The following is a 26,751-nucleotide window of genomic DNA, read 5'->3' on the forward strand; positions in this document are numbered from 1 at the left end:
CCGTTCCCAACCGCAGACAATGTCAATGGGGCGGCAGAGCCCGCCCCAAGAGGTCTTACCACATCAGCCGGCCGATCAATGGCGCGGCCACGACCGTGATGATGCCGGCCAGCATCATCACCAAACTCGACACCACGCCCTCCTGCGGCCCCAGCTCATAGGCGCGGGCAGTGCCGGCGCCGTGCGACGAGGCGCCAAATCCGGCGCCCTTCGCCAGACGGCTGCGCACCGCCAGCCGCAAAAACAAAATATCCCCCACCGCCATGCCGAACACCCCGGTGATCACCACGAACAGCGCCACCAGATCCGGCTGCCCGCCCATCTGTTTGGCGGCCTCCAGCGCGAACGGCGTGGTGATCGACCGCACCGCCAGGCTGCGCTGCACCTCTTCCGGCAGCGTCAACAGGCGCGCCAGCCACACCGAGCTGTACACCGCCACCAGCACCGCGGTCGTTACCCCGGCGGTCAGCGACAGCCAGTGGCGACGGATGATATGCAGATTCTCGTACACCGGCACCGCGAAGGCGATGGTCGCCGGCCCCAGCAGCCACAGCAGCCAGTGGGTTTCACCGATGTAGTCCTGATAGGAGATATGGGTGACCACCAGCAGCAACACCAGAATCATCGGCGTCAGCACCAGCGGCATCAGCAGCAACGTGCGGCGGCGGCGATAGAGTTTCTTGTTGGCGAAATACAGCGCCAGCGTCGCCAGAAAACAGGCCAGGCTAAGGATAAAATCATTCATGGCGCTGCTTCCGCCGCTGCAGCCAAATCTCCAGCCGATACACCCTGTCCACCACCAGCCCGGTGGCGCCCAGCGTCAGCATGGTGCTGACTGCGATCACCAGAAAGATCTTCCAGCCCTCGACCATCAGCAGCTGGGCATAGTTGACCACCGCCACCACCGCCGGCACGAAAAACAGCAGCATTTCCGCCAGCAGCCAGCGGGAGCCGGCCTTGACCCAGCTGAGCGGCAGAATGCGCAGCAGGATCAGCGCCAGCAGCATCAGCATGCCGACGATATTGGCGGGGAGCGGCAGGTGGAATTGTTGCACCAGGCGATCGGCGATCAGGAACAGCGCCGCATACAACGCCACCTGAATCGGCACCTGCAAGCGGGTCAGCAGGGAGGGGGCAACGCGGCGTAACGCCAGAGACATGAAAGATGACCTCAAACAATAATTGACGGCCTACAGTATACGCAGCCGGGAAACCACGCCTGAAATGAATTAAAATTATCGACATCATGCCGTCCGGGAATAGTTTCCCGCCGGTAGCGTCCCCAAGGAGAACCCTAACGTGGATGTCCGCACCCTGCGCTACTTCGTTGAAGTAGTGCGCCAGCAAAGCTTCACCCGCGCGGCGGAAAAACTGTTCGTCACCCAGCCCACCATCAGCAAAATGCTGCGGCATCTGGAGGAGGAGCTGGAATGCACGCTGCTGATCCGCGAAGGCCGCAAGCTGCGCCTGACCGACAGCGGCCAGGCGGTGTATCAGCGCGGCCTGACGATCCTCGACGAATTCCGCCAGTTGGAGGCGGAGCTGGAAGACATCAGCTCGGTGAAAAAGGGCGTGTTGCGGCTGGGCATTCCGCCGATGGTCGGCAGGCAGATCGCCGATCTGATCCGCCGCTTTCGCCAGACCTACCCCGGCATCGAATTGAAGATTTCCGAGCTGGGCGGGCTGTCGGTCGAACAGGCGGTGATGTCCGGCGAACTGGATCTGGCGATGACGGTGTTGCCCTTCGACTCGGAGCAGCCGCTGACCTTTCTGCCGCTGCTGGGCCACCCGATGTGCGTGGTGGCGCCGCGCACGCCGCAGTGGCTCAACCGCACCAGCATCAATATCGCCGAATTGGCCGACAGCCCGATCCTGATTTATAACGAAGACTTTGCGCTGTACAAGATGCTGATGAAGGCGTTTCGCCTGGCCGGTTTTGAACCGCAAATCGCGGTGCGCAGCGGCCAATGGGACTTCCTCGCCTCGATGGTGCAGGCCGGCGTGGGCATCGCCATGCTGCCGGAGCCGGTTTGCCGCTGGCTGGATAAGGAAAACCTGGTCTGGCTGCCGCTGGAACCGCGCATGGAATGGAAAATCGGCCTGATCTGGCGCCAGGGCAGCTATTTGTCGCACAGCGCGCAGGCCTGGATCGCCTGCTGCCGCGACTACTGGCCGCCGGTCAAGTAGCCAAAAAACAAGGGCCGCACAGGCGGCCCTTCAGGATGGGGATAACGAGGAAAAACGTTTATTCCTCCTTCTGCGTTTACCCCTCGCGCTCGATCAACAGCGCTTCGAGCAAATCGAGATCGTGCAGCAGTTTTTGCAGCGTCTCGTTGCTGATTTTCTGCGTGGCACGCAGGTGGTACAGCTCGCCGCGCTCGGCGCGCAGCGCCGTCAGGCGGAAACGCCGCTCGAGGTTTTCCATCGCCAGCGCATTCTCGATATCGTCTTTCGACGCGATACGCCGCCGCAGCATGCCCGTCACCCGCGAGCTGACCTCTTTCAACACCTGCGGATCGAGGTTCTCTTCGGTATCGGCGACCAGGCGCTCTTCCATTTTATTCACGCTCTCGATCGCCACCTCGGCCGCCATGGCGATCGCCATGCGCTCTTCCTGCTTGCTGGCGCTCTTGTCGGTCACCTGCACGCCGCGCAACAGCAGCGGCAACGCCAGCACGCCGACAATCAACGACAGCAGGATCACCCCGGCGGCGATAAACACCAGCTGATAGCGCGCCGGGAAGGCGGTGCCGTCGCTCAACAACAGCGGTATCGACAGCACGCCGGCCAGGGTAATCGCCCCGCGCACCCCGGCGAACGACGCCACCCACAGCTCACGTGTGCTGTAATCGCCGAACTGCAGCGGACGCTTTTTCATAAAGCGGTTGCTGGCCTTCTTCATCACCCACAGCCAGGTGAAACGCAGCACCAGCAGCGCGGCGTAGATGGTGGCCACGTCGGCGAACAGATACCAGGTCTGGATGGTCGGATCCAGCTCCGCCTGCAGGATGGAGGTTTCAAGAATGCCCGGCAGCTGCAGGCCCAGCATGATGAACACCATGCCGTTGAACACGAATTCCAGCATCGCCCACACGCTGTTGGCGCGCAGGCGCATCGCCAGCGGCGCGTTGCGGATCACGCCGGATTGGCTGATGGTCATCCCCGCCGCCACCGCCGCCAGGATGCCGGAAACGCCGATATGTTCGGCGATCAGGTAGGACGCGAACGGCAGCAGCAGCAGGAACACGATCTGGGTCGCCGGATCGTCGCCGCTCCAGCGGCTCATCACCCGCAGCGATTTACTGTAAGTCCAGGTGACCGCCACGCCGGCCAACAGGCCGCCGATCGCCACTTTGAGGAATTCAAGGGTCGCGCCGCCCACGGTGAACACCATCGTGCCCATCGCCACCGCGATGGCGAACTTGAGCGACACCAGGCCAGACGCGTCATTCATCAGCGCCTCGCCCTCGAGCACGCCCATGATCGGCTTGGGAATCCGCCCTTTGCCGACGATGCCGGACAGCGCCACGGCATCAGTCGGCGACAGCACCGCCGCCAGCGCGAAGGCCGCCACCAGCGGAATGCCCGGCACCATGGCGTAGATCAGATAACCGACGCCGACCACGGTGATCAGCACCAGCACCAGCGCCAGGCCGAGAATTTCACGCCCGTGATGCAGGAACTCGCGCGTCGGCGTTTTCCAGCCGTCGGCGAACAGCAACGGCGGGATGAACAGCACCAGGAACAGTTCGGGATCAAAATCGACGTGCAGCCCGAAATGCGGCCAGGCCAACAGGGCCCCGATGGCGATTTGCATCAGCGGCAGCGGCACCTGGAACGGCAACATGCGCGTCACCACCCCGGACAGGGAGACCACCAGGATCAAAATGAGGATTGTAAAAAAGATTTCCATGCTTTCCTTAGACTCTACGATTCAGACGACATCGGCTCAGGGCCTGCGTTGGTCCCGATAGTAGATCACTTTTTTTACAGCCGTTAAAGCTTGTTGTGCCTTTCAAAACGCGGTGCAGAGCAGAAGAAGACTTATCTTAAGAAGGGAATTGCCGTCACAGGCTCCCCCGCCCGATGGGCGAGGGAAACCCAAGAGGCTTAAATCGCCCAGCCGCCGGCGTAGAACGCCACCAGCGCCACGGCGATCAGCACGGTGCCGATGTTCAGCTTGCGCCATTCGCCGGAGAAGATGCGGCCGATGACCAGCGAGCTGAAGCCCAGCATGATGCCGGTGACGATGTTGCAGGTCAGCACGATGAACACGGCGCACAGCAGGCCGGCCATCGCGTCGACGAAGTCGTTGAAGTCCAGCTTGGTGACGTTGCTCAGCATCAACAGGCCGACGTACATCAGCGCCGGCGCGGTGGCGTAGACCGGCACCAGATAGGCCAGCGGCGACAGGAACAGGATCAGCAGGAACAGAACGCCGACCACGGTGGCGGTCAGGCCGGTCTTGCCGCCCGCGGCGGTGCCGGCGGCGGACTCGATGTAGACCGCGGCGGGCGCGGCGCCCACCAGCCCGGAGAAGATGCTGCTCAGGGAATCTGAGGTCAGCGCCTTGCCGCCGTTAATGATCTGGCCGTCTTTGTCCAGCAGGTTGGCCTGCCCGGCTACCGCGCGGATGGTGCCGGTGGCGTCGAACACCGCGGTCATCACCAGCGCCAGCACGCTCGGCAACACCACCGGCTGCAATGCGCCCATGATATCCAGGCTGAAGATCAACGATTTGCCGTCAGCGTCCGCCAGGCTCGGCATGGCGAACAGCCCCTGATATTTTACCGCCGGGTCGAAGATCAGGCCGATGATGGAAATGGCGATGATCACCAGCAGAATGCCGCCGGGCACGCGCAGTTTCTCCAGGCCGAAGATCACCGCCAGGCCGACCAGCGTCATGACGACCGGGAAAGAGGTGAACGCGCCGAGCGCCACCGGCAAGCCATCCAGCGGGTTCTTCACCACCAGGCCGACGCCGTTGGCGGCGATCAGCAGCAGGAACAGCCCGATGCCGATGCCGGTGCCGTGCGCCACGCCCATCGGCAGGTTGCGCAGGATCCAGGCGCGGATGCCGGTGACCGAGATGACGGTGAACAGCACGCCCATCAGGAACACCGCGCCCAGCGCCACCGGAATGCTGATATGTTGGCCGAGCACCAGGCTGAAAGCGGTAAAGGCGGTCAACGAGATCGCACAGCCGATGGCCATCGGCAGGTTAGCCCACAGCCCCATCAGCAGCGAGCCCAGACCGGCCACCAGACAGGTGGAAACGAACACCGCCGCCGGCGGGAAGCCCGCTTTGCCCAGCATGCTCGGCACCACGATCACCGAGTACACCATCGCCAGGAAGGTGGTCAGCCCCGCCACCACCTCCTGACGCACGCTGCTGCCGCGCGCGGAAATTTTAAAATAGCCATCAAGCCCGCCGGTTGGTTTTGCGGCGTGGTTCGCTTGAGAGTTCGACATAGGTTACTTCCCCTGTGTTTCATGAATCGGCCCGTCGCAGCAGGCCTGTAATCTCGCCCGCGCCTGATCGCCACGTAATCGTTTACGTCACGTTCCGCTTCCTTGCCCTTCCGTCGCACCGCCAACGGCGATGCGCACCAAGGCAAACGTTTAACTCGCAGCGCGCGGTACGGGTGATTTATGGTGGTTTATTCAAGGCAAACGATTATCCTGCCTTCCCTAGCGTCTAATCAACTAAAGATCGCGGCAATTTATGCAGAAAGCGGCGGGAAGGGCTTCTGCGCGAAAAGACGGGGCGATCCTGCGCCCCTGCCAGCCTGTTTCACGGCGATCTTATTGCGCCTGCACCGCTGCGGGATCCATATACATCAATTCCCAGATATGGCCGTCCAGGTCCTGAAATCCGTGGCCGTACATCACGCCATAGTCCCGCGGCGGATGATAGGTATTGCCGCCGCCGGCGATCGCCTTGCGCACCAGTTCGTCCACCGCCGCCCGGCTGGGTTGCGACAGGCACACCAACACTTCGGTGGCCTGTTTGGCGTCGCCGATCGGGTTCGGGGTAAACATCCTGAATTTGTCGTGGGTCAGCAGCATCACGTAAATCGTGTCGCTGACCACCATGCAGGCGGCGGTATCGTCGGTAAATTGCGGGTTGAAACTGAAGCCGAGCTGGGTGAAAAACGCCATTGAGGCGGGCAGATCGCGTACGGGCAGATTTACGAAGATTTGCGTAGCCATGGGCTACCTCCGATGAAGAATGACCCCATCGAGTATAGCCCATCCGCTTAACTCAGCAGGTCGTAAGGGCCGCCCTGTTCCAGCGCCCGCTGGTAGGCGGGCCGGGCGTGGATGCGCTGCAGGAAGCCGCGCAGTTTCGGGCAATTGTCCAACGCGCCGCGCGCCGCCATCGCCTCGAGCGGGAAGCTCATCTGTATGTCCGCCGCGCTGAAATCGTTGCCGACGAACCAGCTGCCCTTGTTCAGGTGCTGTTCGAGATACTCGCAGTGCGGCGCGATCTGTTTGTCGAGGTATTCGCGCTGTACGCCCTTGCCGATCGCGCCCGCCACCGGCCGCAGCAGCCAGGGGATCGGCGGCTGGCCGAGACGGCTGAACACCAGCTTCATCACCAACAGCGGCATCAGCGATCCCTCTGCGTAGTGCAACCAGTAGCGGTATTGCTGGCGCGCGTGGAAGTCCGTCGGCATAAACATGCCCTGTGCGTCGTAGGCCTCCTGCAAGTATTCGATAATGGCGCCGGATTCCGCCAGCGTCAGATCGCCATCGACGATCACCGGCGATTTGCCCAGCGGGTGGATCTTTTTCAGCGCCGGCGGCGCCAGCAGAGTGTGCGGATCGCGCTCGTAGCGTTGCACCTGATAGGGCACGCCCAGCTCTTCCAAAAACCACAGAATGCGCTGCGACCGCGAGTGATTGAGATGATGAACAATGATCATGATGACGCTCCCGTCCGCTGCCACACCAGTTCGCCGATCTGCACGCCGTTGCCGAGCTGCAGCGGCACCGTGCGCAACGTCAGCCGATCGGCGTTAAAGGCGTAAAAGCGCACCTGACGGCTGCCTATCCAATTGGGGAACGAGCAGCCTTCAACCTGATGCACCACCCGTTGCTCGCTTTCTTCCACCTGATAACGGCCGAAATAGCAAATCATATTGATGAAGGCGGCATGGATCTCCCGCTCGGATCCCTGCGCCAAATCGTCGGCGACGAAACGCGGCCGCACGGCGCTGTATAGCTGCGCCGCCATTGTGCCGTTGGCCTCATAGTGGATGCGCCCCAACACCTGCTCGCCCAGCGGGTAATTCAGCTCGCCGTTCTGGTTTTTGAACGCCGACGACACCAACGCCCAGCTGCCGATAAACGCGTTTACCGTCATGACGCTTCTCCGGTTAAGGATCGTCTGTAAAGGGTAGTGGCAATTTTTGCCGCACGCCAACGGCTGAAAAACCATCAATTTATTTGACAGAGATACTCAAAACTCTCCGATTTTTTATTCACACCCGGTGCACTAGTATTTAACACATCGAGAGACAACGCGCTCTCACCTAATAAATACTCTGAGGAACACATCATGAAAAACGTCAAAATTTTTGCTACCGCTGCACTGCTGGCTACCGCTTCTTTCGCGACCTTCGCCGCTGACCTGCCAACCAGCCAGCCAGCCGCAGACGCGCAGAAAATCGGCGTAGTCACCGTGAGCGGCGCCGCCAACCTGAGCGCGCTGGAAAGCGAACTGGCCAGCAAAGCCGCTGCGTCGGGCGCCAGTTCCTACCGCATCGTCGCCGCCGGCGGCCAAAACAAACTGTACGGCACCGCAGAAATCTTCAACTGATCGTCGGACAGCCAATCGACGGAAGAAAGAAGCCCCGCAAGGGGCTTTTCTCGTTTCAGGCGGCCAGAGCTCTTTGTGGACAGTGATCGCCATTCATTTCACCCATACTGAATGACAGCGCAATACCCTCACCCACTTTGGAGAAATAGCATGACGACAGCACAACCTCTGCAAGGCAAAGTCGCATTCGTTCAGGGCGGCTCCCGCGGCATCGGCGCCGCCATCGTGAAACGGTTGGCGAACGAAGGCGCCGCCGTCGCCTTTACCTACGCCGCCTCGGCCGATCGCGCCGAAGCGGTGGCGAGCGCCGTGACCGCCGCCGGCGGCAAAGCCCTCGCCATCAAGGCCGACAGCGCCGATGCGTTGGCGCTGCAGCAGGCGGTTCGCCAGGCGGTGAGCCACTTCGGCAACCTGGATATTCTGGTGAACAACGCCGGGGTGTTTACGCTGGGCGGCACCGAGGAACTGGCGCTGGACGACCTGGATCGCATGCTGGCGGTCAACGTGCGCAGCGTATTCGTCGCCAGCCAGGAGGCGGCGCGCCACATGAATGACGGCGGGCGCATCATCCACATCGGCAGCACCAACGCCGAACGCGTGCCGTTCGGCGGCGCGGCGGTGTATGCGATGAGCAAATCGGCGCTGGTCGGCCTGACCAAAGGCATGGCGCGCGATCTCGGCCCGCGCGGCATCACCGTCAACAACGTGCAGCCCGGCCCGGTGGACACCGAAATGAACCCGGACGCCGGCGAGTTCGCCGATCAGCTCAAGCAGCTGATGGCGATCGGCCGCTACGGTAAAGATGAAGAGATCGCCGGTTTTGTCGCCTACCTGGCGGGCCCGCAGGCGGGTTACATCACCGGCGCCAGCCTGAGCATCGACGGCGGCTTCTCGGCGTAACATCCAAGCCCCGCGAGGGGCTTTTTATTGGCTTGCCGCGGTATGCAAGCCTGACGACGTCTATGCAAGCTTGTTTCCCCTGCCCACGCTTTACGCCGCCAATCCCGCGTGAAAGACAACAATCGAATCAGTTTATGTACAAAAACGGAATAGTTTATTGACGATTCTGTTATTTATTCACCTCACTGCCCCCTTTATCCTTCGCTCCATCGTGTCGTACCGGACACCCTTATTTTTCGAATTTTCGAACACAGGATAAAGATATGAAAACCATGACCACCGTTATTTCACTCGCTCTGTTTTCCACGCTGTCGTTTAACGCTGCAGCAGAGAGCGTTACCGCAACCGGCAGCACGCTGGATTCCACCGAAGCCCTCATCGCTAAAAAAGCGCAAGAGGCCGGCGCAAGCGGCTACAAAATCACCAGCGCCTATATGGGTAATTTCGTCACCATGAGTGCTGAGCTGAAAAAATAATATCAATGACGCCGCTCGCCCGGCGTTATTTATTTCCGCATAAAGAAGTCATCGTCGGGTGGTTATTCACCACGCCTTGTTATAAGGCATTACGCTAATACACCCCGCGCACCCAAAAATGAGCTTCTTTCTCCACCGGTTATTATTCGGCGGCCTGATGTCGCCCATGTCCGGACGGCTCATTTTCATTCACCCTGCAATACGTTTTTATAAGGATGAGTCACTGATGAAATCATTGTATCGCCTCTCCCTCTTGCTGCCTTTGCTTGCCACAGTGCCTGCACACGCCGCAGAGTCCGCCGCTCAGCCGTCAGACTGGTATCCTTCCGTTTACGGTGCAAAAGACGAAATCGGCGCGGCCAACCTGCTCACGCCAGAAGGGGTATTACAGTCCGTGCAGTTGGTAAAACAAGGCAAGACATTGTCATTGGCGGTGCCCGTCGATAAAGATTTCCCGGCGTTCCGCCACCGCAGCTTCCGCTTATATAATATTCAGCCTGGTCAGCAGGACGGTAAAACGCTTGGCCCAAATAAATTCACCTTTAATGATGAATTGGTGAATGCCTGGACCGGCGTCGGCACTCAGTTGAATGGCATTGGCCATATCGGCATCGACAATGTTTATTATAACGGCAATAAGGCGGCGGATTTCGTCACCGTAGATGGCGTGAAAAAATTGGGCGTGGAAAAAGTGCCGCCCATGGTCACACGCGGCGTCGTACTCGATATGACGGCTTATTATAATAAAGCGATCGTTCCGGGCGGCACCGAATTTTCCGTTGCGGATATTCAAGCGGTGCTTAAAAAGCAGGGCATCAGTTTACGCAAAGGCGACGTTGTCTTGTTCAACACCGGCTGGCTGGAGCTGATTGGCAAAGACAATAAAAAGTTCCTGGAAGTTGAACCGGGTATCGGCATGGAAGCGGCGAAATGGTTGGCTGACCAAGGCATCGTGGCCTTCGGCGGTGATACCTGGGCTTCCGAAGTATACCCTAACCCGAAAAATGACGAAGAGTTCCCGGTCAACCAATACCTGCTGGCCAAACGCGGCGTCTATAACCTGGAACTGATCGACAGCCGCCCACTGGTGCGCACGAAAACCTGGGAATTCCTGTTCGTGCTGGGGCAACCGCTGTATGTCGGTTCAACCCAGGTTAACATCAACCCGGTAGCAATTTACTGATTGGCGACACCGCCGCAGAAAATCGGCAGTGAGCGCCCACAAAAAACCCCGCCTGAGCGGGGTTTTTTTAGCGCTGTCGCCAGGCTTAGAACGGAATATCGTCGTCGAAATCCATTGGCGGTTCGTTGCTGGTCGCCGGAGCGCTGTTCTGCGCCGGACGAGACTGCTGCTGGCCGCCGCTGAACTGGTTGCCGCCCTGTGGCTGTTGAGGCTGGCCCCAACCGCCCTGGCCGCCGGCAGATTGACCGGCCGGTGCGCCGCCGCCCTGACGGCCGCCCAGCATCTGCATGGTGCCGCCGACGTTAACCACGATCTCGGTGGTGTAGCGATCCTGGCCGCTCTGATCCTGCCATTTACGGGTCTGCAGGGAGCCTTCGATATAGACCTGAGAGCCTTTGCGCAGGTATTCGCCCGCCACTTCAGCCAGTTTGCCGAACAGCACGACGCGGTGCCACTCGGTCTTCTCTTTCTGTTCGCCGGTCGCTTTGTCACGCCAGCTTTCGGAGGTCGCCAGGGTAATGTTGGCCACTGCGCCGCCGTTCGGCATGTAACGGACTTCTGGATCCTGACCCAGATTCCCGACCAGAATTACTTTGTTTACGCCTCTGCTGGCCATGAGCACTTCTCCCGATGATTGATTTCTACACAGTATAAACGCGTCAGTTTACCACGCTGAGTACGAAACCACACCCGTGTTGATAAGTGCGAATTGCATTCCAGAATTGTCTTTCCAATCGACCTTATTGCATTCGCATACTGGATATCCATTCAGGTTTTTTTGTGTCATAATTATGCGTTTCGACCTGGCTGTGCCGGTTTTTTGCGAGATCCATCACAAAATCCCCCGCAAAAATCGCGACAGGCGCGGTGTATCATCAAGACGGGAAGTGTAAATGGACAATATCGAAGTTCGTGGTGCTCGAACCCATAATCTGAAAAACATCAACCTGATCATCCCGCGTGACAAACTGATCGTCGTCACCGGCCTGTCCGGTTCCGGCAAGTCTTCGCTGGCTTTCGATACGCTGTATGCCGAAGGGCAGCGGCGCTATGTCGAATCACTCTCCGCCTATGCGCGCCAGTTCCTGTCGCTGATGGAAAAACCGGACGTCGACCATATTGAAGGTCTGTCGCCGGCGATCTCCATCGAGCAAAAATCCACCTCGCACAACCCGCGATCCACGGTCGGCACCATCACCGAGATCCACGACTACCTGCGCCTGCTGTTCGCCCGCGTCGGCGAGCCGCGCTGCCCGGATCACCATGTGCCGCTGGCGGCACAAACCGTCAGCCAAATGGTCGATAACGTGCTGAGCCAGCCGGAAGGCAAGCGCCTGATGCTGCTGGCGCCGGTAGTGAAAGATCGCAAGGGCGAGCACACCAAAACGCTGGAAAACCTGGCCGCCCAAGGCTACATCCGCGCGCGCATCGACGGTGAAGTGTGCGATCTGTCCGATCCGCCGAAGCTGGAGCTGCAGAAAAAACACACCATCGAAGTAGTGGTCGACCGTTTCAAGGTGCGCGACGACATGGCGCAGCGCCTGGCCGAATCGTTCGAAACCGCGCTGGAGCTCTCGGGCGGCACCGCGGTGGTGGCGGACATGGACGACGAAAAAGCGGACGAGCTGCTGTTCTCCGCCAACTTCGCCTGCCCGATCTGCGGCTACAGCATGCGCGAACTGGAACCGCGCCTGTTTTCCTTCAACAACCCTGCCGGCGCCTGCCCGACCTGCGACGGCCTGGGCGTGCAACAGTTCTTCGATCCGGATCGCGTGGTGCAAAACCCCGAGCTGTCGCTGGCCGGCGGCGCGATCCGCGGCTGGGATCGCCGCAACTTCTATTACTTCCAGATGCTGCGCTCGCTGGCGGAGCACTATGAGTTCGACGTCGAAGCCCCGTTCAACACCCTGAGCGCCAACGTGCAGAAAGCGGTGCTGAGCGGCTCCGGCAAAGAGTCGATCGAATTCAAATACATCAACGATCACGGTGACACCACCGTGCGCCGCCACCCGTTCGAAGGCGTGCTGCACAACATGGAACGCCGCTATAAAGAGACCGAGTCCAGCGCGGTGCGCGAAGAGCTGGCGAAGTTCATCAGCAACCGCCCTTGCGCCTCGTGCCACGGCACCCGCCTGCGTGAAGAAGCGCGCAACGTGTTCGTCGAAGACACCACGCTGCCGGAGATCTCCGATCTGAGCATCGGCCATGCGATGACGTTCTTCCAGAACATGAAGCTCAGCGGCCAGCGCGCCAAGATCGCCGAGAAAGTGCTGAAAGAGATCGGCGATCGCCTGAAGTTCCTGGTGAACGTCGGCCTGAACTATCTGTCGCTGTCCCGTTCGGCGGAAACGCTCTCCGGCGGCGAAGCGCAGCGTATCCGCTTGGCCAGCCAGATCGGCGCCGGTTTGGTGGGCGTGATGTACGTGCTGGATGAGCCGTCGATCGGCCTGCACCAGCGCGACAACGAGCGCCTGCTGGAAACGCTGATCCACCTGCGCAACCTCGGCAACACGGTGATCGTGGTGGAGCATGACGAAGACGCCATCCGCGCCGCCGACCACGTGATCGACATCGGCCCCGGCGCCGGCGTGCACGGCGGCCAGGTGGTGGCGGAAGGCACCGTCGATGACATCATGGCGCAGCCGGAATCGCTGACCGGCCAGTTCCTCAGCGGCAAACGCGAGATCGCCATCCCGGCGCAGCGCGTGCAGGCCGATCCGACCAAGGTGCTGAAGCTGAGCGGCGCGCGCGGCAACAACCTGAAGGACGTGACGCTGACGCTGCCGGTCGGTCTGTTTACCTGCATCACCGGCGTGTCCGGCTCCGGCAAGTCGACGCTGATCAACGATACGCTGTTCCCGATCGCCCAGCGCCAGCTTAACGGCGCCACCATCGCCGAGCCTGCGCCGTTCCGCGAAGTGACCGGCCTGGAACATTTCGACAAGGTGATCGATATCGATCAGAGCCCGATCGGCCGCACGCCGCGCTCCAACCCGGCCACTTACACCGGCATCTTCACCCCGGTGCGCGAGCTGTTCGCCGGCGTGCCGGAGTCGCGCAGCCGCGGCTATACGCCGGGCCGCTTCAGCTTCAACGTCAAGGGCGGGCGCTGTGAAGCCTGCCAGGGCGACGGGGTGATCAAAGTCGAGATGCACTTCCTGCCGGACATCTACGTCCCGTGCGACCAGTGCAAAGGCAAACGCTATAACCGCGAAACGCTGGAAGTGAAGTACAAAGGCAAGAGCATCCACGAAGTGCTGGAGATGACCATCGAAGAAGCGCGCGATTTCTTCGACGCGGTGCCGGCGCTGGCGCGCAAGCTGCAAACCCTGATGGATGTCGGCCTGTCCTACATCCGCCTCGGCCAGTCGGCCACCACGCTCTCCGGCGGTGAGGCGCAGCGCGTCAAGCTGGCGCGCGAGCTGTCGAAACGCGGCACCGGCCAGACGCTGTATATTCTCGACGAGCCGACCACCGGTCTGCACTTCGCCGATATCCAACAGCTGTTGGCGGTGCTGCATCAGCTGCGCGATCAGGGCAATACCATCGTGGTCATCGAGCATAACCTGGACGTGATCAAAACCGCCGACTGGATCGTCGATCTGGGGCCGGAAGGCGGCAGCGGCGGCGGCGAGATCCTGGTCGCCGGCACGCCGGAAACGGTCGCCGAGTGTGAAAAATCGCACACCGCGCGCTTCCTGAAACCGCTGTTGGAAAAATAACGGCGGATGATACGCTCAACGAGGCGCCCTATTCCGCCTCGTTGAGCAATCAACCTATCCCTCTGCGAGAAACATTAAATACCCTTCTCTGCATCATTCCTTTAAAAACAGGCGCTTTGAACCCAGCCAATAATAAACTCGCCCCATCATGCCATTTGTTTGGCTTTTGTTTATTCCCCATGCGTTTCACTATTGCGGTGAAATAACGCCAATGGCGCGCCGTCGCCTGTCGATTAATCAATATAAACATGGCGTTTATCAATAAGCCGTCATTTAAACGTGGGCCTGCGGGCCGTTTATTCAATGGGATGATATGAAGGTGTTTAACGTGGATAATAAACTGGGTACCTCTGCCGCCGCCCTGCTCTTTCTTTTTCCCCTCGCCGGTCAGGCGCAGGACGGCGAAGCGTCTTTAACGCTCGCCGGCGGCCTCGCCGTCGCTCCCGCCTATGAAGGCTCGTCTTTTTACAGCATTGAACCGCTGTATCAGGTGAATGCCGGCTATCAAAACGCCAGTTGGGGAGAATTCAGCGCGGGCAGCGAAGGGGCGCGCTGGCAATTCCCCATCGCCGGGCCCGTCGGCATCGCGTTATTGCTCAACTATGACGCCGGCCGTGACGAGGAAATCAAAACCTTGCGCGGGCGCAACACTCGACTCAAAGGCATGGGCAAACTGGGCGGCGCGCTGGAAGCCGGCGCTGAGCTGAGCTACCAACTCGACCCCTTCCGCGCCTATGTCAAAGGGATGCAGGCGACGCGCAAACGCAGCTACGGCGGGGAAGAACTGGGCCACACCGCCTATGTGGAAAGCGGACTGACCGGGCAATATCCGCTCAGCGAACAGCTGACGCTTATCGGCAATCTCTCCACCACCTGGGCCAACAGCGGCTATCAGCGCGGCTATTTCGGCGTGACGTCGCAGCAGGCGCAGCACAGCGCCTTCAGCGCATATCGGCCGGGCAGCGGCTTCAAGGACGCGACGCTCACCGCCGCACTCAACTACCAATGGCGACCGAACGTGGCCTTCCAGGCCGGGGTCGGCGTAACGCGCCTGCTGGGCGACGCGGCCGACAGCCCCATCGTTGAGAAAACCACCTCGGGCATGGCCTTCACCAGCGCCAGCTACAGTTTTTGACGTTTTTGCCTAAGTCTGTGCAGGAAGGGATAAACGCCATGATTAAAAAACGAACTACAGTTTAGCTGAGTGTTAGGTAAACGGATGGATAATTAAACATTCATTATTTACCTGACAATGTCAGGCGTGGCTTTCCCTTATTAAGGATATTTTATGTGTCAACATCATGCGACGGAATGTCGTAATTTCACCGCATTTCGCCACCGCTGGGAAATGCCCATGATCTGGCTATCTGCGATAATTACCTTGTTCGGTTTTTTATTTGGCATCGCCGCCGTCGTGGTAAATACGGATGGAACTGCACTTGGGTTGGGAGACGACGCCAAGGAAACATTGGATACCCTCAGCCTGCTCGCGTTATTACCGCTGATCCCGATCGCTTTCTATATTTACCGTTTCTATCTCGCCGCACAGGCGAAATCCAACGCCTTGCGCATCGGGCCGGCGCAATTTCCGGAACTGTTCGCGCTGTATCAGGATATCGGCCGTCGGCTGGAACTCAAGACGCTGCCCAAGCTTTATCTGACCAACGGCAACGGCGTGGTCAACGCCTTCGCGCTGGAATGCAACCGCCGCCAGCGCTACGTGGTGATCCATGCTGAAATCGCCATGCTGATGCCCACCGCGCCGGAGATCGTGGAGTTCGTGCTGGCCCATGAATTGGCCCATCACAAGCTGCGGCACGTGTCGCTGTGGCGTCTGGCGATCGGCGTTGTGCCGCAGTCGCTGGTGCTGCCCGGCCTGGCGACCACTCGCGCGCAGGAGTATTCCGCCGATCGCGTGGCGCTCGCGGTGTGCCCGAACTACGCCAACACGGTGCGGCTGCTGGCCGTCGGCCCCTGGATGCAGCACGGCGTGAATCCGCAGGCCTGGCTGGAGCAGTGCGAAGAAGAGAACAAGGAGCTGTTTGTTCGCATCAGCAATCTGCTGTCAGACCATGCGGTGATGGTCAAACGCTTCAAGGCGCTCAAAGACATCGAGATGCACGGCTTCGAGCGCCATGGCAGCATGTTTTAATCCGCCCGAGGGCTTACAGCGTTTTCAGCACGCGCGCCGGGTTGCCGCCCACCACGCAGTTGGCCGGCACGTCTTTGGTCACCACCGCGCCGGAGGCCACGACCGCATTATCGCCGATGGTCACGCCCGGATTGATCACCGCGCGCCCGCCGATCCACACGTTGTTGCCAATCTTGACCGGCTTGCCGAACTCCGCGCCGCCGGCGCGGGTCTCGGCGTCCAGCGGATGAGTGGCGGTGTAGATATGCACGCCCGGCGCCAGCAGGCAGTTGTCGCCGATATGCACCTCGCACACGTCGAGGATCACGCAGTCGAAATTGGCGTAGAAGTTCTTGCCGAGATAGATGTTATAGCCGTAGTCGCAGCGGAACGTCGGCTCGATGGCGCCGCCTTGATAGCCGCCCAGTAGCTCGTCCAGCCACTGTTTGCGCAGCTCGCCCTCTTCCGGCGATGAGTGGTTGTAGCGATGCGTTATCTGGCGCGCGCGCCGACGCTCGCTGCGCAGCAGTTCATCGCCGGCGTCGTACAGTTCCCCGGCGATCATCTTGCGCTTTTCTTCGCTCATGGCCATGTCGGCCTCCTTCATCCGCGTTTCTTGAATGCCCAAGCGTAGCCGCTTTAGCCCGGCAATAAAAAGGGAACGTTCCCAACTTAAAGCCCTGATCACGGTTTAACGCGAGAAAGCAGGAGAAAACGGGCGGCGCCGCCGCCCGGCAATCAGGCGCGCAGTTCCTGGCGCACGTGTTCGGGCAGGCCTTCCACCACCAGTTGATAGGAGCTGTCGATCAACGTATAAAACTGCGAGTTCGGCAGGTTGCCGTCGAGAAATACCGTATTCCAATGCGCCTTGTTCAGGCCATTGCAGGCGACGATCTCAGGGTGGTGTTCGCGCAGGCTTTCCGCCAGCTCCGGGCTGGACTTGACCGCCAGCGCCGGCCGCCCTTCCACTTCGCACACCATGGCGAACATCACGTCGCCCACCTTTATCTGGCTGGCCTGCCACTGGTTCTGGTCGCTTTGCTCCGCGCCCGGCTTCGCCATGCAGTACTCCAGCAATGCGCTGTTATTCATTGGGTTATTCCCCCTGTAATGTGGCCACAATACGGCGTGCTCCGCCGTGGATGCGGTGCTCCCCCAGCCAGATGCCCTGCCATGTGCCCAACATCAGCCGCCCGTGCCTGACGGGCAGCGTCAAGGAAGCGCCCAGCAACGAGGATTTGATGTGCGCCGGCATGTCGTCCGGCCCTTCGTAGTCATGTTGATAGGGGGCGTTTTCCGGCACCTGACGCAGAAAATGCTGCTCCATATCGGCTCGCACCGTGGGATCGCAGTTCTCGTTGAGCGTCAGCGAGGCCGAGGTATGCTGCAGCAACAGATGCAGCAGGCCGGTTTGCAGGCGGTGTAAGTGGGTTAACTGGTTGGTGATCTCGTCGGTAACCAGATGAAAGCCACGCGCTTTTGCGCTGAGGATTAGCGTTTGCTGATGCCACATGAGTGAGCGCCCCTCAATCAGTATATTCTCTCTCCGGTTTGCGGCAACTTCGGCGGCGCGCCGGCAATAAAAAAGGAGCGATATCGCTATCGCTCCCGATGAACGTCCGTTCAGACTAACAGGCGTTACTGCACCGCAGCAAACGCCTCGGCTACCTGACGCACGTTGTCGTGGTTCAGGCCGGCCACGCACATGCGGCCGCTGTGGATCAGGTAGACGCCGAACTCTTCGCGCAGGCGATCGACCTGCGCCGCGCTGAAGCCGGTGTAGCTGAACATGCCGCGCTGCGCCAGCAGGTAATCGAAGTTGCGCTGCGGCAGCGCGCTCTTCAGGGTGTCCACCAACGCGTGGCGCATTTCGAGAATGCGGGTGCGCATGCTTTCCACTTCATTGAGCCACTGGGTTTTCAGCTCAGCGTCGTTCAGCACTTTAGCCACCAGCTGCGCGCCGAAGTTCGGCGGGCTCGAGTAGTTGCGGCGCACGGTCGCCTTCAGCTGGCCCAGCACGCGCCCGGCCGCTTCTTCGCTTTCACACACCACCGACAGGCCGCCGACGCGCTCGCCGTACAGCGAGAAGATCTTCGAGAACGAGTTGCTCACCAGGCACGGCAAGCCGGCCGCCGCAATGGCGCGAATGGCGTAGACGTCCTGCTCCATACCGCCGCCGAAGCCCTGATAGGCGATGTCGAGGAACGGAATGATCTCACGATCGGCGATCACCTTGATCACTTCGTCCCACTGGGCGGGGGTCAGGTCTGAGCCGGTCGGGTTGTGACAGCACGGATGCAGCAGCGCGATGCTGTGCTTCGGCAGCTGTTTTAGCGCAGCCAGCATGGCGTCGAACTTCACGCCCAGGCTTTCGCCGTCAAAATACGGATAGGCATTCACCTTGAAACCGGCGCCGCTGAAGATGGCGACGTGGTTTTCCCAGGTGGGATCGCTGACCCACACCTGCGAATTCGGGAAGTAGCTTTTCAGGAAGTCGGCGCCCACTTTCAGCGCGCCGGAACCGCCGACGGTCTGAATGGTGGCGATGCGCCCCTGCTGCAGCATCGGGTGCTGCTCGCCGAACAGCAAATGCTGGATGGCGGTGCGGTAGGATTGCAGCCCTTCCATCGGCAGGTATACCGAGGCGCCGTGCTCGACGCTGTTCAACTGCGCTTGCGCCGCGGCGACCGCGCGCATCTGCGGAATAACGCCCTGCGCATCGTAGTACAGGCCAATGCTCAGGTTCACCTTGTGCGCGCGCGGGTCTTGTTTGAATTTTTCCATCAGCGACAGAATGGGATCGCCGGCATAGGCGTCAACGTTCTGGAACACGTTTTTTTCTCCTGGTTTATTTATTGTGGTTTGGGCACAGCGTTACGTTCCTAATATAGACGGAAAAGCGTATTCGGTTTCAGCTTTCTCGCGTCACCGGCAACAAACCGTTTTCCTTGATGCGATTGAGCACCACCGCCGTTTTGATATGCGCCACGCTTTTGTGCGGCGACAGCGTCTGGCTGATGAACTCGCTCAGCGCCGGCAGGTCCGCCACCGCCACTTTCAGCAGGTAATCGGCGTCGCCGGTGGTCTTGTAAGCGTCCAGGATCGCGTCCACGTCCTCCAGCATCTGATGAAAGCTGTCGATCTGCTCCTGAGCGTGCGTGATCAGGCTGACTTCAATCAGCCCCACCAGCCCCAGGCCGACCGCCTCCGGCGCCAGCCGCGCGTGGTAGCCGCGGATCAGCTGCGCCTGCTCCAGGCTGATGCGCCGCCGTGAACACTGGGAAGCGGAAAGCCCCACCAGTTCGCTCAGCTCCTGATTGGTCAAACGGCCGTTGGCCTGTAACAGCGTCAGGATTTTCATATCAAAATCGTCAATGTTGTACATAGCCACCTGTAAACTGTGTTAATAAATGTTGACGTTACAGCCTACCAGTTTTTTTACCGTTGCCGACGTCACACCCTGGCGCTTAAATCGCGTACAGCAGCAACGCCCGGCGTTTTCGCCGGTAAGCGGCATAAAAAACGGCTAACTCATGCAGGCAAACGACAATTAACGGCGAAGTAACGCATAAAACCACGAATGTATAAAAAGGACGCCAGATGAAAAAGTTACTCCCTCTCGCGCTGCTGCTCGCCGCCGGCAGCGCCGGCGCGCAATCCCACCTGGACAAAGTGCTGCAGCAAAAGACCCTGGAGGTCTGCACCACCGGCGACTACAAGCCCTACACCTTCCTCAAGGAAGATGGCAGCTATGAAGGCATCGATATCGACATGGCGGAATCGCTGGCGAAGAGCCTCGGTGCCAAGGTGAAGTGGGTGAAAACCAGCTGGAAAACCCTGACGCCGGACTTCGCCTCCGGCAAGTGCGACATCGCCATGGGCGGCATCTCCGTCACGCTGGAGCGACAAAAACAGGTGTTCTTCGCCGACAAGCTGGATACCGACGGCAAAATTCCGCTGGTGCGCTGCACCGACGTGAAGAAATACCGCACGATAGAACAGATCAACAAACCGTCGGTGCGTCTGCTGGAACCGGCGGGCGGCACCAACGAAGCCTTCGTGCACGCCTATCTGCCAAAAGCCAAGCTGACGCTGACGCACGACAACATGAGCATTTTCCAGCAGTTGGTGGATCGCAAGGCGGACGTGATGATCACCGACGCCTCCGAGGCGCTGTACCAGCAGAAGCGCTATCCGAAGCTGTGCGCGGTGAATCCGACCAAACCGATGCAGTACGGCGAAAAGGCTTATATGCTGCCGCGCGACGATCTGAGCTGGAAACTGTATGTGGATCAGTGGCTGCACCTGGCCAAGGCGACCGGCGAGTATCAGAAGGTTATCGACAAGTGGTTGGCGGTAAAGAAGTAACCCGCTGAGAAACGGGGCCGACGCGCGTCGGCCCCTGCGGCGTATCAGTCGCCGATGTATTCCATCGCCACGCGCTGCGTGAGCTTGGTGATCAGTTCATAAGCGCTGATGCCGGTACAGGCGGCGATGCGCTCGACCGGCAACGCCGGCCCCCACAGCACCGCTTCATCCCCCACCTTATCGGCGGCGTCCAGCCCGAGATCGACCGAAATCATGTCCATCGACACCCGGCCGACGATCGGCACTTCGCGGCCGTTGATCAGGATCGGCGTGCCGGTCGGCGCGCTGCGCGGGTAGCCGTCGCCGTACCCCATCGCCACCACGCCAAGGCGAGTATCGCGCGGGCTGATCCAGGTGCCGCCATAGCCCACCGCTTCACCAGCCTTGTGCTCGCGCACCGCGATCAGGCTGGATTTCAGCGTCATCGCCGGCTGCAGACCATGCTCGGCGCCGCTGCCGTTATCCAGCGGCGACACGCCGTACAGAATGATGCCGGGGCGCACCCACTCGTTGTGGGCGTCCGGCCACAGCAGCGTGCCGCCGGAGGCGGCGACCGAGCGATGGCCCGGTTTGCCGCGCGCGAACTGCTCGAAGCAGGCGATCTGTTTCAGGGTGGCGTCGGACTCCGGCTCGTCGGCGCGGCTGAAGTGGCTCATGATATTGACCGGCTGCGCCACGTTGCGGCAGGCGCACAGACGCTGATAAAACGCCTCCGCCTGTTCGGGACGCACCCCCAGCCGATGCATGCCGGTATCGAGCTTCATCCACACCGGCACCGGGCGCGCCAGCTCGGCCTGTTCCAGCGCCTCGAGCTGTTCGATGCTGTGCACCGCGGTTTCGATGTTGTTCGCCACCAGCACCGGCAGGTCTTCGGCGCTGAAGAAGCCTTCCAGCAGCAGGATCGGCTTGACAATGCCGCCGGAGCGCAGCATCAGCGCCTCGCCGATGCGCGCTACGCCGTAGCAGTCGGCGTCTTGCAGGGTGTGTGCTGTTTCCAGCAGGCCATGTCCATAAGCGTTTGCTTTCACAACGGCAATCAGGCGGCTTTGCGGCGCCTGGCGGCGCACCTGTTGCAGATTATGTCGCAGAGCGCGGCGGTCGATTACAGCGGTTGCCGCTTTCATTTCAGTTCCTTAGCTGATTATTCGTCATCGTATTGTGGCCCCGCGTAGTTATCGAAACGCGACCACTGGCCGTTAAAGGTAAGGCGCACGGTGCCGATTGGGCCGTTACGCTGCTTACCGATAATAATTTCCGCGATCCCTTTCAGATCGCTGTTCTCGTGATACACCTCATCACGATAGATGAACATAATCAGGTCGGCGTCCTGCTCGATGGAGCCGGATTCACGCAGGTCGGAGTTGACCGGGCGTTTGTCGGCGCGCTGCTCCAGGCTTCGGTTCAGCTGCGACAGCGCCACCACCGGCACCTGCAGCTCTTTCGCCAGCGCCTTCAGCGAGCGCGAAATCTCGGCGATCTCCAGCGTACGGTTGTCGGACAAGGCCGGCACGCGCATCAGCTGCAGGTAGTCGATCATGATCAGGCTAAGCCCGTCGTGCTCACGGAAAATGCGCCGCGCGCGCGAGCGCACCTCGGTCGGCGTCAGGCCGGAGGAGTCGTCGATGTACATGTTGCGCTTCTCCAGCAGGATGCCCATGGTGCTGGAAATGCGCGCCCAGTCCTCGTCGTCGAGCTGGCCGGTACGGATGCGCGTCTGATCCACGCGCGACAGTGACGCCAGCATACGCATCATGATCTGCTCGCCGGGCATCTCCAGGCTGAAGATCAGCACCGGTTTCTCCTGGGTCATCGCGGCGTTTTCGCACAGGTTCATGGCGAAGGTGGTTTTCCCCATCGATGGACGGGCGGCGACGATGATCAGATCGGACTTTTGCATGCCCGCGGTTTTCTTGTTGAGGTCCTGATAGCCGGTATCGACCCCGGTCACGCCGTCATGCGGCTGCTGATACAGCTGTTCGATGCGCGAGACGGTGTCTTCCAGGATGCGTTCGATGCCCTTCGGGCCCTCGTCTTTGCTGGCGCGGTTCTCGGCGATTTGGAATACGCGGGATTCCGCCAGATCGAGCAGGTCTTCGCTGCTGCGCCCCTGCGGATCGTAGCCGGCGTCGGCGATTTCGTTAGCCACCGAGATCATTTCGCGCACCACCGCGCGCTCGCGTACGATGTCGGCGTAGGCGCCGATGTTGGCGGCGCTCGGGGTGTTTTTCGACAGCTCGGCCAGGTAGGCGAAGCCCCCCACCGAGTCCAGTTCGCCCTTCTGTTCGAGCGATTCGGACAGGGTGATGAGGTCGATAGGCTTGCTCATCTCCAGCAGACGCTGCATCTCGGTAAAGATCAGGCGATGCGGGCGGCTGAAGAAGTCGTTGGCGACCACGCGTTCCGCCACGTTGTCCCAACGCTCGTTATCCAGCATCAAACCGCCCAACACCGACTGCTCGGCCTCCAGCGAGTGCGGCGGCATCTTCAGCCCTTCCATCTGACGATCTCTGGAACGCTCTCTGGTTTCGTCCGCGTTTGTTTTGTTGGTTGGTTTTTTTCCTGCCATGAAACGTAGTCTTTATCCGGTTGCGAATGAAGGATCCTGACGCGAGAGTATACGTGATTTTTGCGTCATAACCGATGCAAAAAAGGTATTGACCCCCGCACGGGCGAACTGGATCTCCGATAATAAAAAGAATAGGGTGAAATCAGACACTCCAACGAGGTAACCCTATGGCCAAGCGCATTCAATTCTCCGCCGTCGGCGGACCGGAAGTCTTGCAATACGTTGATTTTACACCGCTCGATCCGGCTGCCGGTGAAGTGCAGATCGAGAACAAGGCGATCGGCATCAACTACATCGACACCTATGTGCGCAGCGGGCTGTACGCGCCGGCCAGCCTGCCGAGCGGCCTCGGCACCGAAGCGGCCGGCGTGGTGGTCAAGGTCGGCGCCGGGGTCAGCGCGATCAAACCGGGCGACCGGGTGGTGTATGCGCAGTCGTCGCTCGGCGCCTACAGCGAGATCCACAACGTGCCGGAAGAGAAAGTGGCGCTGCTGCCGCACAACCTGAGCTTTGAGCAAGGCGCCGCTTCTTTCCTGAAAGGGCTGACGGTGCACTATCTGCTGCGCCAGACCCACGAAGTGCAGCCGGGTGAAGTATTTTTGTTCCATGCAGCCGCCGGCGGCGTCGGGCTGATCGCCTGTCAGTGGGCCAAAGCGCTGGGCGCGCGCCTGATCGGCAGCGTCGGCTCCGACGAGAAGGCGGCGCTGGCGAAGCAGGCCGGCGCCTGGGCCACCATCAACTACCATAAAGAGGATATCGCCCAGCGGGTGGCCGAGCTGACGCACGGCGAGAAGGTCGGCGTGGTGTACGATTCGGTGGGGCAAAGCACCTGGCAGGCCTCGCTCAACAGCCTGAAGCGGCGCGGCCTGATGGTCAGCTTCGGCAACGCGTCCGGCCCGGTGACCGGCGTCGATCTGGCGCTGCTGAATCAGAAGGGCTCGCTGTACGTCACCCGCCCTTCCCTCAACGGCTACATCACCAACCGCGCCGAGCTGCAGTACGCCAGCAACGAGCTGTTCTCGCTGATCGGCAGCGGCGCCATTCGGGTGGAGGTGAGAGACGAGCAGAAATTCGCGCTGGCCGACGCCCAGCGTGCGCACCAGGTGCTGGAAAGCCGCAGCACCAGCGGTTCCAGCCTGCTGATCCCCTGATCGCGGCCAAAGAAAAGGGCTCCTTGCGGAGCCCTTTCTGTTACTGCGTTTTGTAGGGGTAGAGCAGAGTCCGCCAGAGACAGGGGTTGCTTTAGCAACACGAATTTTAGGTGTCTCTCACGGTGATGAAATCGGTCGCATCACTGCATCGACCCACATCCTAACAGCCCCGTCCGGCAAAAAACACGCTTTATGTGCCACATCGCCGGGGAAAACTGCCAAGCTGTGATCGCTGCCGCATTCGCGGTGCGGGAAATTGTGCAAGTTTCAGTGTGACTGTCTGATTATTCAGCAAAAAATCAGTAACGCCGGATCTGGGGTTTCTGCATTGAACGGTAAATCCATACCCCAACCACCGCCAAAATCAGCCACGGCAGCAGCTTAATGACCACTGCGAACAGCCCGCCCAACAGCATGAATGCCGCCGCCGCCAACAGCGCTGCGAAGATCCCCAGCAGCGAGATGCCGGTCACCATCAGCATCACCACAAAACCAATGAGAAAGAAGATTTCCAACATGATTGCTCCTTTGCAATACAACGTATCTGCAGAGTGGATTACAAGAAGCGTGCCAGAACGGCGGATGGGCTAACCTATTGAAAACCGAAGGCAGGCATCCGGTAACGCACCGAACGCCTGGTGAAAAACACTAACTATTGGTCAAATTTTTTGTGGATTACGCCATTTCGACGCGCGGCTGACGCACCAGCGCCAGCGCCTGCTCCACCACCCGCGCATCGGCGCCCGGCTTGTGGGCGTTCTCGCTCAGATGGCGACGCCACTGGCGCGCGCCCGGCACGCCCTGGAACAGACCGAGAATATGGCGAGTAATGTGGCCAAGATAGGTGCCGTTAGACAGCTCGCGCTCGATATACGGATACAGCGCTTCGACGATCGCCACGCTGTCCGGCACCGCGGTCTGCGCGCCGAACAGTTCGCTGTCGACCCGCGCCAGGATACCCGGATTCTGATACGCCTCGCGCCCCATCATCACGCCGTCCAAGTGCTGCAGGTGCTGCTGCGCCTCTTCCAGCGTTTTCACCCCGCCGTTAATGGCGATGGTCAACGCCGGGAAATCCCGCTTCAGCTGATAGACGCGCGGATAGTCCAGCGGCGGCACTTCGCGGTTTTCTTTCGGGCTGAGGCCGGAGAGCCAGGCCTTGCGCGCGTGGATGGTGAACATGTCGCACTCGCCGCGCCCGGCGACGGTCTCGATAAAGTCACACAGGAAGGCGTAGCTGTCCTGATCGTCGATGCCGATGCGGGTCTTCACCGTCACCGGGATCGACACCACGTCGCGCATCGCCTTGATGCAATCGGCGACCAGCGCCGCCTGGCCCATCAGACAGGCGCCGAACATGCCGTTTTGCACCCGATCGGACGGGCAGCCGACGTTGAGGTTAATCTCATCGTAACCGCGCTGCTCCGCCAGCTTGGCGCAATGCGCCAGCGCGGCCGGATCGCTGCCGCCCAGCTGCAGCGCCACCGGATGCTCTTCTTCGCTGTAGGCCAGATAGTCGCCCTTGCCGTGGATGATCGCGCCGGTGGTCACCATCTCGGTGTACAGCAGCGTTTCCTTGGTCAGCAGGCGGTGGAAGTAACGGCAATGACGATCGGTCCAGTCGAGCATCGGCGCGATGGAGAAACGATTGGCGGCGTAGGTTGGGGCGTGGTTGTCTTTCGTCATGCTGAGTTACTGGCTACCTGAGTCTGTCTGGGTTCAACGAACGGCGCGCGGCCGCAAACGGCTATTATAACGACAATCGGCGCCGTTGGGAAAACCCGCTTGCCGCCGGCAAAAATAAGCGGAGACAAGGCGAATAAACCCGCTCGTTCAGGTGTTATCTCATTACGGGCGCGCACGGCGCCTCTGCCTTGAGGACATAACCATGAACAGCTTCATTAAACGCCTGCTGGCATCGGCCATTGCCGGCTGCCTGCTGTTGTCCGGCGCGGCGCTGGCGATGGGCGGCGACGGCAGCGGCCAAACCCCGCCAACCTGTCCGAAAGGCCAGGTCTACGACAGCAAAACTCAGACCTGCATGGTAGATAAAAGCGGCAAGGTCGACGACGCCGACCGCACTAACTACGCCTATGCACTGGCGAAAAGCGGCCGTTATCAGGAAGCGCTCGATATGCTCAATACGTTGAAAAATCCCAACACCGCCGTTGCGCTGAACTATCGTGGCTACGCCACGCGCAAGCTTGGCCGCACCGATGAAGGGATCGGCTATTATTTAAAATCAGTAGCCCTCGATCCGAAATACCCCAAAGTGCGCGAGTACCTGGGGGAAGCCTATATGCTGAAAGGCCGGCCCGATCTGGCTCGCCAACAGCTGCAGGTGATCCAGTCGCTGTGCGGCACCGGGTGCGAGGAGTACCGCGATTTGGCGGCGGCCATCGACCGCCACCCGGAATCTTGATCCGACG

Annotated in this window: 28 protein-coding genes; 11 read left to right on the forward strand and 17 right to left on the reverse strand. The window is 60.3% G+C overall.

What is annotated here, in order from left to right; translation table 11 throughout:
* Positions 1 to 55 precede the first annotated feature (55 nt).
* Both CPH57_RS18440 and CPH57_RS18445 read right to left on the reverse strand, forming a co-directional pair.
* On the reverse strand, positions 56 to 745 hold the full coding sequence (locus CPH57_RS18440; RefSeq protein WP_004936833.1) for an LrgB family protein: 690 nt from the start codon (positions 743 to 745) through the stop codon (positions 56 to 58).
* Positions 738 to 1,160 (reverse strand): CidA/LrgA family protein, encoded by a 423-nt coding sequence (locus tag CPH57_RS18445; protein WP_004936830.1) that lies wholly within the window; start codon positions 1,158 to 1,160, stop codon positions 738 to 740. Before CPH57_RS18445 ends, CPH57_RS18440 begins: the two co-directional genes overlap by 8 nt.
* Before the next feature lie 139 nt (positions 1,161 to 1,299).
* Between CPH57_RS18445 and CPH57_RS18450 the strand changes: the two genes are divergently transcribed.
* A complete protein-coding gene (locus tag CPH57_RS18450) occupies positions 1,300 to 2,187 on the forward strand; it encodes a LysR family transcriptional regulator (protein WP_033651228.1) in 888 nt (295 codons plus the stop codon).
* Between the two features lie 76 nt (positions 2,188 to 2,263).
* Here the strand turns inward: CPH57_RS18450 and CPH57_RS18455 are convergent, their stop codons facing one another.
* The 5 genes from CPH57_RS18455 to CPH57_RS18475 form a co-directional block, all read right to left on the reverse strand.
* Positions 2,264 to 3,913 carry a Na+/H+ antiporter gene (locus CPH57_RS18455; protein WP_004936822.1) on the reverse strand — a complete coding sequence of 550 codons (1,650 nt, stop codon included), beginning with the start codon at positions 3,911 to 3,913 and terminating at the stop codon, positions 2,264 to 2,266.
* 197 nt (positions 3,914 to 4,110) lie between these two features.
* A complete protein-coding gene (locus CPH57_RS18460) occupies positions 4,111 to 5,472 on the reverse strand; it encodes an NCS2 family permease (protein ID WP_033644434.1) in 1,362 nt (453 codons plus the stop codon).
* A gap of 333 nt (positions 5,473 to 5,805) precedes the next feature.
* The gene (locus tag CPH57_RS18465; RefSeq protein ID WP_015379207.1) at positions 5,806 to 6,213 is read right to left on the reverse strand and encodes a VOC family protein; all 408 of its coding nucleotides are present in this window, start codon (positions 6,211 to 6,213) and stop codon (positions 5,806 to 5,808) included.
* A gap of 47 nt (positions 6,214 to 6,260) precedes the next feature.
* Positions 6,261 to 6,929, reverse strand: a complete 669-nt coding sequence (locus CPH57_RS18470; protein ID WP_033644433.1) for a glutathione S-transferase family protein — start codon at positions 6,927 to 6,929, stop codon at positions 6,261 to 6,263.
* Positions 6,926 to 7,369, reverse strand: a complete 444-nt coding sequence (locus tag CPH57_RS18475) for a lipocalin-like domain-containing protein (protein ID WP_033644432.1) — start codon at positions 7,367 to 7,369, stop codon at positions 6,926 to 6,928. The genes CPH57_RS18470 and CPH57_RS18475 overlap by 4 nt, the downstream gene beginning before the upstream one ends.
* Before the next feature lie 195 nt (positions 7,370 to 7,564).
* Here CPH57_RS18475 and CPH57_RS18480 point away from each other — a divergent pair, with 195 nt between their 5' ends.
* From CPH57_RS18480 to CPH57_RS18495, 4 genes are all read left to right on the forward strand, one after another.
* Positions 7,565 to 7,825: a YdgH/BhsA/McbA-like domain containing protein gene (locus CPH57_RS18480; RefSeq protein WP_042785456.1), complete on the forward strand. Its 261-nt coding sequence runs from the start codon at positions 7,565 to 7,567 to the stop codon at positions 7,823 to 7,825.
* Positions 7,826 to 7,975: 150 nt separating this feature from the next.
* On the forward strand, positions 7,976 to 8,725 hold the full coding sequence (locus CPH57_RS18485; protein WP_096242633.1) for a 3-oxoacyl-ACP reductase family protein: 750 nt from the start codon (positions 7,976 to 7,978) through the stop codon (positions 8,723 to 8,725).
* A gap of 263 nt (positions 8,726 to 8,988) precedes the next feature.
* Positions 8,989 to 9,201, forward strand: coding sequence for a DUF1471 domain-containing protein (locus tag CPH57_RS18490; RefSeq protein ID WP_033644427.1), 213 nt, complete (start codon positions 8,989 to 8,991; stop codon positions 9,199 to 9,201).
* A 118-nt stretch (positions 9,202 to 9,319) separates the two neighbouring features.
* Positions 9,320 to 10,384 carry a cyclase family protein gene (locus tag CPH57_RS18495; protein ID WP_231922813.1) on the forward strand — a complete coding sequence of 355 codons (1,065 nt, stop codon included), beginning with the start codon at positions 9,320 to 9,322 and terminating at the stop codon, positions 10,382 to 10,384.
* Between the two features lie 85 nt (positions 10,385 to 10,469).
* Here the strand turns inward: CPH57_RS18495 and ssb1 are convergent, their stop codons facing one another.
* Positions 10,470 to 11,000, reverse strand: coding sequence for a single-stranded DNA-binding protein SSB1 (gene ssb1 / locus CPH57_RS18500; protein ID WP_004936793.1), 531 nt, complete (start codon positions 10,998 to 11,000; stop codon positions 10,470 to 10,472).
* A 277-nt stretch (positions 11,001 to 11,277) separates the two neighbouring features.
* Here ssb1 and uvrA point away from each other — a divergent pair, with 277 nt between their 5' ends.
* From uvrA to CPH57_RS18515, 3 genes are all read left to right on the forward strand, one after another.
* A complete protein-coding gene (uvrA, locus tag CPH57_RS18505; RefSeq protein ID WP_096242634.1) occupies positions 11,278 to 14,106 on the forward strand; it encodes an excinuclease ABC subunit UvrA in 2,829 nt (942 codons plus the stop codon).
* Positions 14,107 to 14,434: 328 nt separating this feature from the next.
* Positions 14,435 to 15,241: a MipA/OmpV family protein gene (locus CPH57_RS18510; RefSeq protein ID WP_033651345.1), complete on the forward strand. Its 807-nt coding sequence runs from the start codon at positions 14,435 to 14,437 to the stop codon at positions 15,239 to 15,241.
* Positions 15,242 to 15,460: 219 nt separating this feature from the next.
* Positions 15,461 to 16,258, forward strand: coding sequence for a M48 family metallopeptidase (locus tag CPH57_RS18515; RefSeq protein ID WP_158524121.1), 798 nt, complete (start codon positions 15,461 to 15,463; stop codon positions 16,256 to 16,258).
* A gap of 13 nt (positions 16,259 to 16,271) precedes the next feature.
* Here the strand turns inward: CPH57_RS18515 and maa are convergent, their stop codons facing one another.
* The 5 genes from maa to CPH57_RS18540 all read right to left on the reverse strand — a co-directional run bounded on the left by maa (position 16,272) and on the right by CPH57_RS18540 (position 19,622).
* Complete coding sequence (gene maa, locus CPH57_RS18520; protein WP_047026577.1) at positions 16,272 to 16,829, reverse strand: maltose O-acetyltransferase; 558 nt, start codon at positions 16,827 to 16,829, stop codon at positions 16,272 to 16,274.
* Between the two features lie 146 nt (positions 16,830 to 16,975).
* The gene (locus tag CPH57_RS18525; RefSeq protein WP_046897199.1) at positions 16,976 to 17,329 is read right to left on the reverse strand and encodes an MmcQ/YjbR family DNA-binding protein; all 354 of its coding nucleotides are present in this window, start codon (positions 17,327 to 17,329) and stop codon (positions 16,976 to 16,978) included.
* A 4-nt stretch (positions 17,330 to 17,333) separates the two neighbouring features.
* Positions 17,334 to 17,750: a secondary thiamine-phosphate synthase enzyme YjbQ gene (locus CPH57_RS18530; RefSeq protein ID WP_016930264.1), complete on the reverse strand. Its 417-nt coding sequence runs from the start codon at positions 17,748 to 17,750 to the stop codon at positions 17,334 to 17,336.
* A 125-nt stretch (positions 17,751 to 17,875) separates the two neighbouring features.
* Positions 17,876 to 19,069, reverse strand: a complete 1,194-nt coding sequence (locus tag CPH57_RS18535; protein ID WP_060660197.1) for an amino acid aminotransferase — start codon at positions 19,067 to 19,069, stop codon at positions 17,876 to 17,878.
* A gap of 79 nt (positions 19,070 to 19,148) precedes the next feature.
* Complete coding sequence (locus tag CPH57_RS18540; RefSeq protein ID WP_025304444.1) at positions 19,149 to 19,622, reverse strand: Lrp/AsnC family transcriptional regulator; 474 nt, start codon at positions 19,620 to 19,622, stop codon at positions 19,149 to 19,151.
* A gap of 215 nt (positions 19,623 to 19,837) precedes the next feature.
* Between CPH57_RS18540 and CPH57_RS18545 the strand changes: the two genes are divergently transcribed.
* Complete coding sequence (locus tag CPH57_RS18545) at positions 19,838 to 20,605, forward strand: transporter substrate-binding domain-containing protein (protein ID WP_033651220.1); 768 nt, start codon at positions 19,838 to 19,840, stop codon at positions 20,603 to 20,605.
* A gap of 44 nt (positions 20,606 to 20,649) precedes the next feature.
* Here CPH57_RS18545 and alr read toward each other — a convergent pair whose 3' ends face one another.
* Together alr and dnaB are read right to left on the reverse strand one after the other, a co-directional pair.
* Positions 20,650 to 21,729, reverse strand: coding sequence for an alanine racemase (gene alr, locus CPH57_RS18550; RefSeq protein ID WP_046687893.1), 1,080 nt, complete (start codon positions 21,727 to 21,729; stop codon positions 20,650 to 20,652).
* 17 nt (positions 21,730 to 21,746) lie between these two features.
* The gene (gene dnaB / locus CPH57_RS18555; protein WP_025160134.1) at positions 21,747 to 23,171 is read right to left on the reverse strand and encodes a replicative DNA helicase; all 1,425 of its coding nucleotides are present in this window, start codon (positions 23,169 to 23,171) and stop codon (positions 21,747 to 21,749) included.
* A gap of 167 nt (positions 23,172 to 23,338) precedes the next feature.
* Between dnaB and CPH57_RS18560 the strand changes: the two genes are divergently transcribed.
* Entirely contained in the window at positions 23,339 to 24,322 is a 984-nt protein-coding gene (locus CPH57_RS18560; RefSeq protein WP_033644412.1) for a quinone oxidoreductase, read from the forward strand.
* Between the two features lie 299 nt (positions 24,323 to 24,621).
* Here CPH57_RS18560 and pspG read toward each other — a convergent pair whose 3' ends face one another.
* Both pspG and dusA read right to left on the reverse strand, forming a co-directional pair.
* A complete protein-coding gene (pspG, locus tag CPH57_RS18565) occupies positions 24,622 to 24,840 on the reverse strand; it encodes an envelope stress response protein PspG (RefSeq protein WP_016930270.1) in 219 nt (72 codons plus the stop codon).
* A gap of 157 nt (positions 24,841 to 24,997) precedes the next feature.
* The gene (dusA, locus tag CPH57_RS18570; RefSeq protein ID WP_060434708.1) at positions 24,998 to 26,008 is read right to left on the reverse strand and encodes a tRNA dihydrouridine(20/20a) synthase DusA; all 1,011 of its coding nucleotides are present in this window, start codon (positions 26,006 to 26,008) and stop codon (positions 24,998 to 25,000) included.
* Positions 26,009 to 26,210: 202 nt separating this feature from the next.
* Between dusA and CPH57_RS18575 the strand changes: the two genes are divergently transcribed.
* Positions 26,211 to 26,744, forward strand: coding sequence for a tetratricopeptide repeat protein (locus tag CPH57_RS18575; protein WP_042785465.1), 534 nt, complete (start codon positions 26,211 to 26,213; stop codon positions 26,742 to 26,744).
* The last annotated feature ends 7 nt before the right edge of the window (positions 26,745 to 26,751 follow it).

It is taken from the genome of Serratia sp. JKS000199 (assembly GCF_900215455.1).
Taxonomy (GTDB): domain Bacteria; phylum Pseudomonadota; class Gammaproteobacteria; order Enterobacterales; family Enterobacteriaceae; genus Serratia; species Serratia ureilytica.

Excerpts from the sequence above, each read along its gene's own strand:
- CPH57_RS18440 (WP_004936833.1), bottom strand. The coding sequence starts at position 745 with ATGAATGATTTTATCCTTAGCCTGGCCTGTTTTCTGGCGACGCTGGCG.
- CPH57_RS18445 (WP_004936830.1), bottom strand. The coding sequence starts at position 1,160 with ATGTCTCTGGCGTTACGCCGCGTTGCCCCCTCCCTGCTGACCCGCTTG.
- CPH57_RS18455 (WP_004936822.1), bottom strand. The coding sequence starts at position 3,913 with ATGGAAATCTTTTTTACAATCCTCATTTTGATCCTGGTGGTCTCCCTG.
- CPH57_RS18460 (WP_033644434.1), bottom strand. The coding sequence starts at position 5,472 with ATGTCGAACTCTCAAGCGAACCACGCCGCAAAACCAACCGGCGGGCTT.
- CPH57_RS18465 (WP_015379207.1), bottom strand. The coding sequence starts at position 6,213 with ATGGCTACGCAAATCTTCGTAAATCTGCCCGTACGCGATCTGCCCGCC.
- CPH57_RS18470 (WP_033644433.1), bottom strand. The coding sequence starts at position 6,929 with ATGATCATTGTTCATCATCTCAATCACTCGCGGTCGCAGCGCATTCTG.
- CPH57_RS18475 (WP_033644432.1), bottom strand. The coding sequence starts at position 7,369 with ATGACGGTAAACGCGTTTATCGGCAGCTGGGCGTTGGTGTCGTCGGCG.
- CPH57_RS18480 (WP_042785456.1), top strand. The coding sequence starts at position 7,565 with ATGAAAAACGTCAAAATTTTTGCTACCGCTGCACTGCTGGCTACCGCT.
- CPH57_RS18485 (WP_096242633.1), top strand. The coding sequence starts at position 7,976 with ATGACGACAGCACAACCTCTGCAAGGCAAAGTCGCATTCGTTCAGGGC.
- CPH57_RS18490 (WP_033644427.1), top strand. The coding sequence starts at position 8,989 with ATGAAAACCATGACCACCGTTATTTCACTCGCTCTGTTTTCCACGCTG.
- CPH57_RS18495 (WP_231922813.1), top strand. The coding sequence starts at position 9,320 with ATGAGCTTCTTTCTCCACCGGTTATTATTCGGCGGCCTGATGTCGCCC.
- ssb1 (WP_004936793.1), bottom strand. The coding sequence starts at position 11,000 with ATGGCCAGCAGAGGCGTAAACAAAGTAATTCTGGTCGGGAATCTGGGT.
- uvrA (WP_096242634.1), top strand. The coding sequence starts at position 11,278 with ATGGACAATATCGAAGTTCGTGGTGCTCGAACCCATAATCTGAAAAAC.
- CPH57_RS18515 (WP_158524121.1), top strand. The coding sequence starts at position 15,461 with ATGATCTGGCTATCTGCGATAATTACCTTGTTCGGTTTTTTATTTGGC.
- maa (WP_047026577.1), bottom strand. The coding sequence starts at position 16,829 with ATGGCCATGAGCGAAGAAAAGCGCAAGATGATCGCCGGGGAACTGTAC.
- CPH57_RS18525 (WP_046897199.1), bottom strand. The coding sequence starts at position 17,329 with ATGAATAACAGCGCATTGCTGGAGTACTGCATGGCGAAGCCGGGCGCG.
- CPH57_RS18530 (WP_016930264.1), bottom strand. The coding sequence starts at position 17,750 with ATGTGGCATCAGCAAACGCTAATCCTCAGCGCAAAAGCGCGTGGCTTT.
- CPH57_RS18540 (WP_025304444.1), bottom strand. The coding sequence starts at position 19,622 with ATGTACAACATTGACGATTTTGATATGAAAATCCTGACGCTGTTACAG.
- CPH57_RS18545 (WP_033651220.1), top strand. The coding sequence starts at position 19,838 with ATGAAAAAGTTACTCCCTCTCGCGCTGCTGCTCGCCGCCGGCAGCGCC.
- alr (WP_046687893.1), bottom strand. The coding sequence starts at position 21,729 with ATGAAAGCGGCAACCGCTGTAATCGACCGCCGCGCTCTGCGACATAAT.
- dnaB (WP_025160134.1), bottom strand. The coding sequence starts at position 23,171 with ATGGCAGGAAAAAAACCAACCAACAAAACAAACGCGGACGAAACCAGA.
- CPH57_RS18560 (WP_033644412.1), top strand. The coding sequence starts at position 23,339 with ATGGCCAAGCGCATTCAATTCTCCGCCGTCGGCGGACCGGAAGTCTTG.
- pspG (WP_016930270.1), bottom strand. The coding sequence starts at position 24,840 with ATGTTGGAAATCTTCTTTCTCATTGGTTTTGTGGTGATGCTGATGGTG.
- dusA (WP_060434708.1), bottom strand. The coding sequence starts at position 26,008 with ATGACGAAAGACAACCACGCCCCAACCTACGCCGCCAATCGTTTCTCC.
- CPH57_RS18575 (WP_042785465.1), top strand. The coding sequence starts at position 26,211 with ATGAACAGCTTCATTAAACGCCTGCTGGCATCGGCCATTGCCGGCTGC.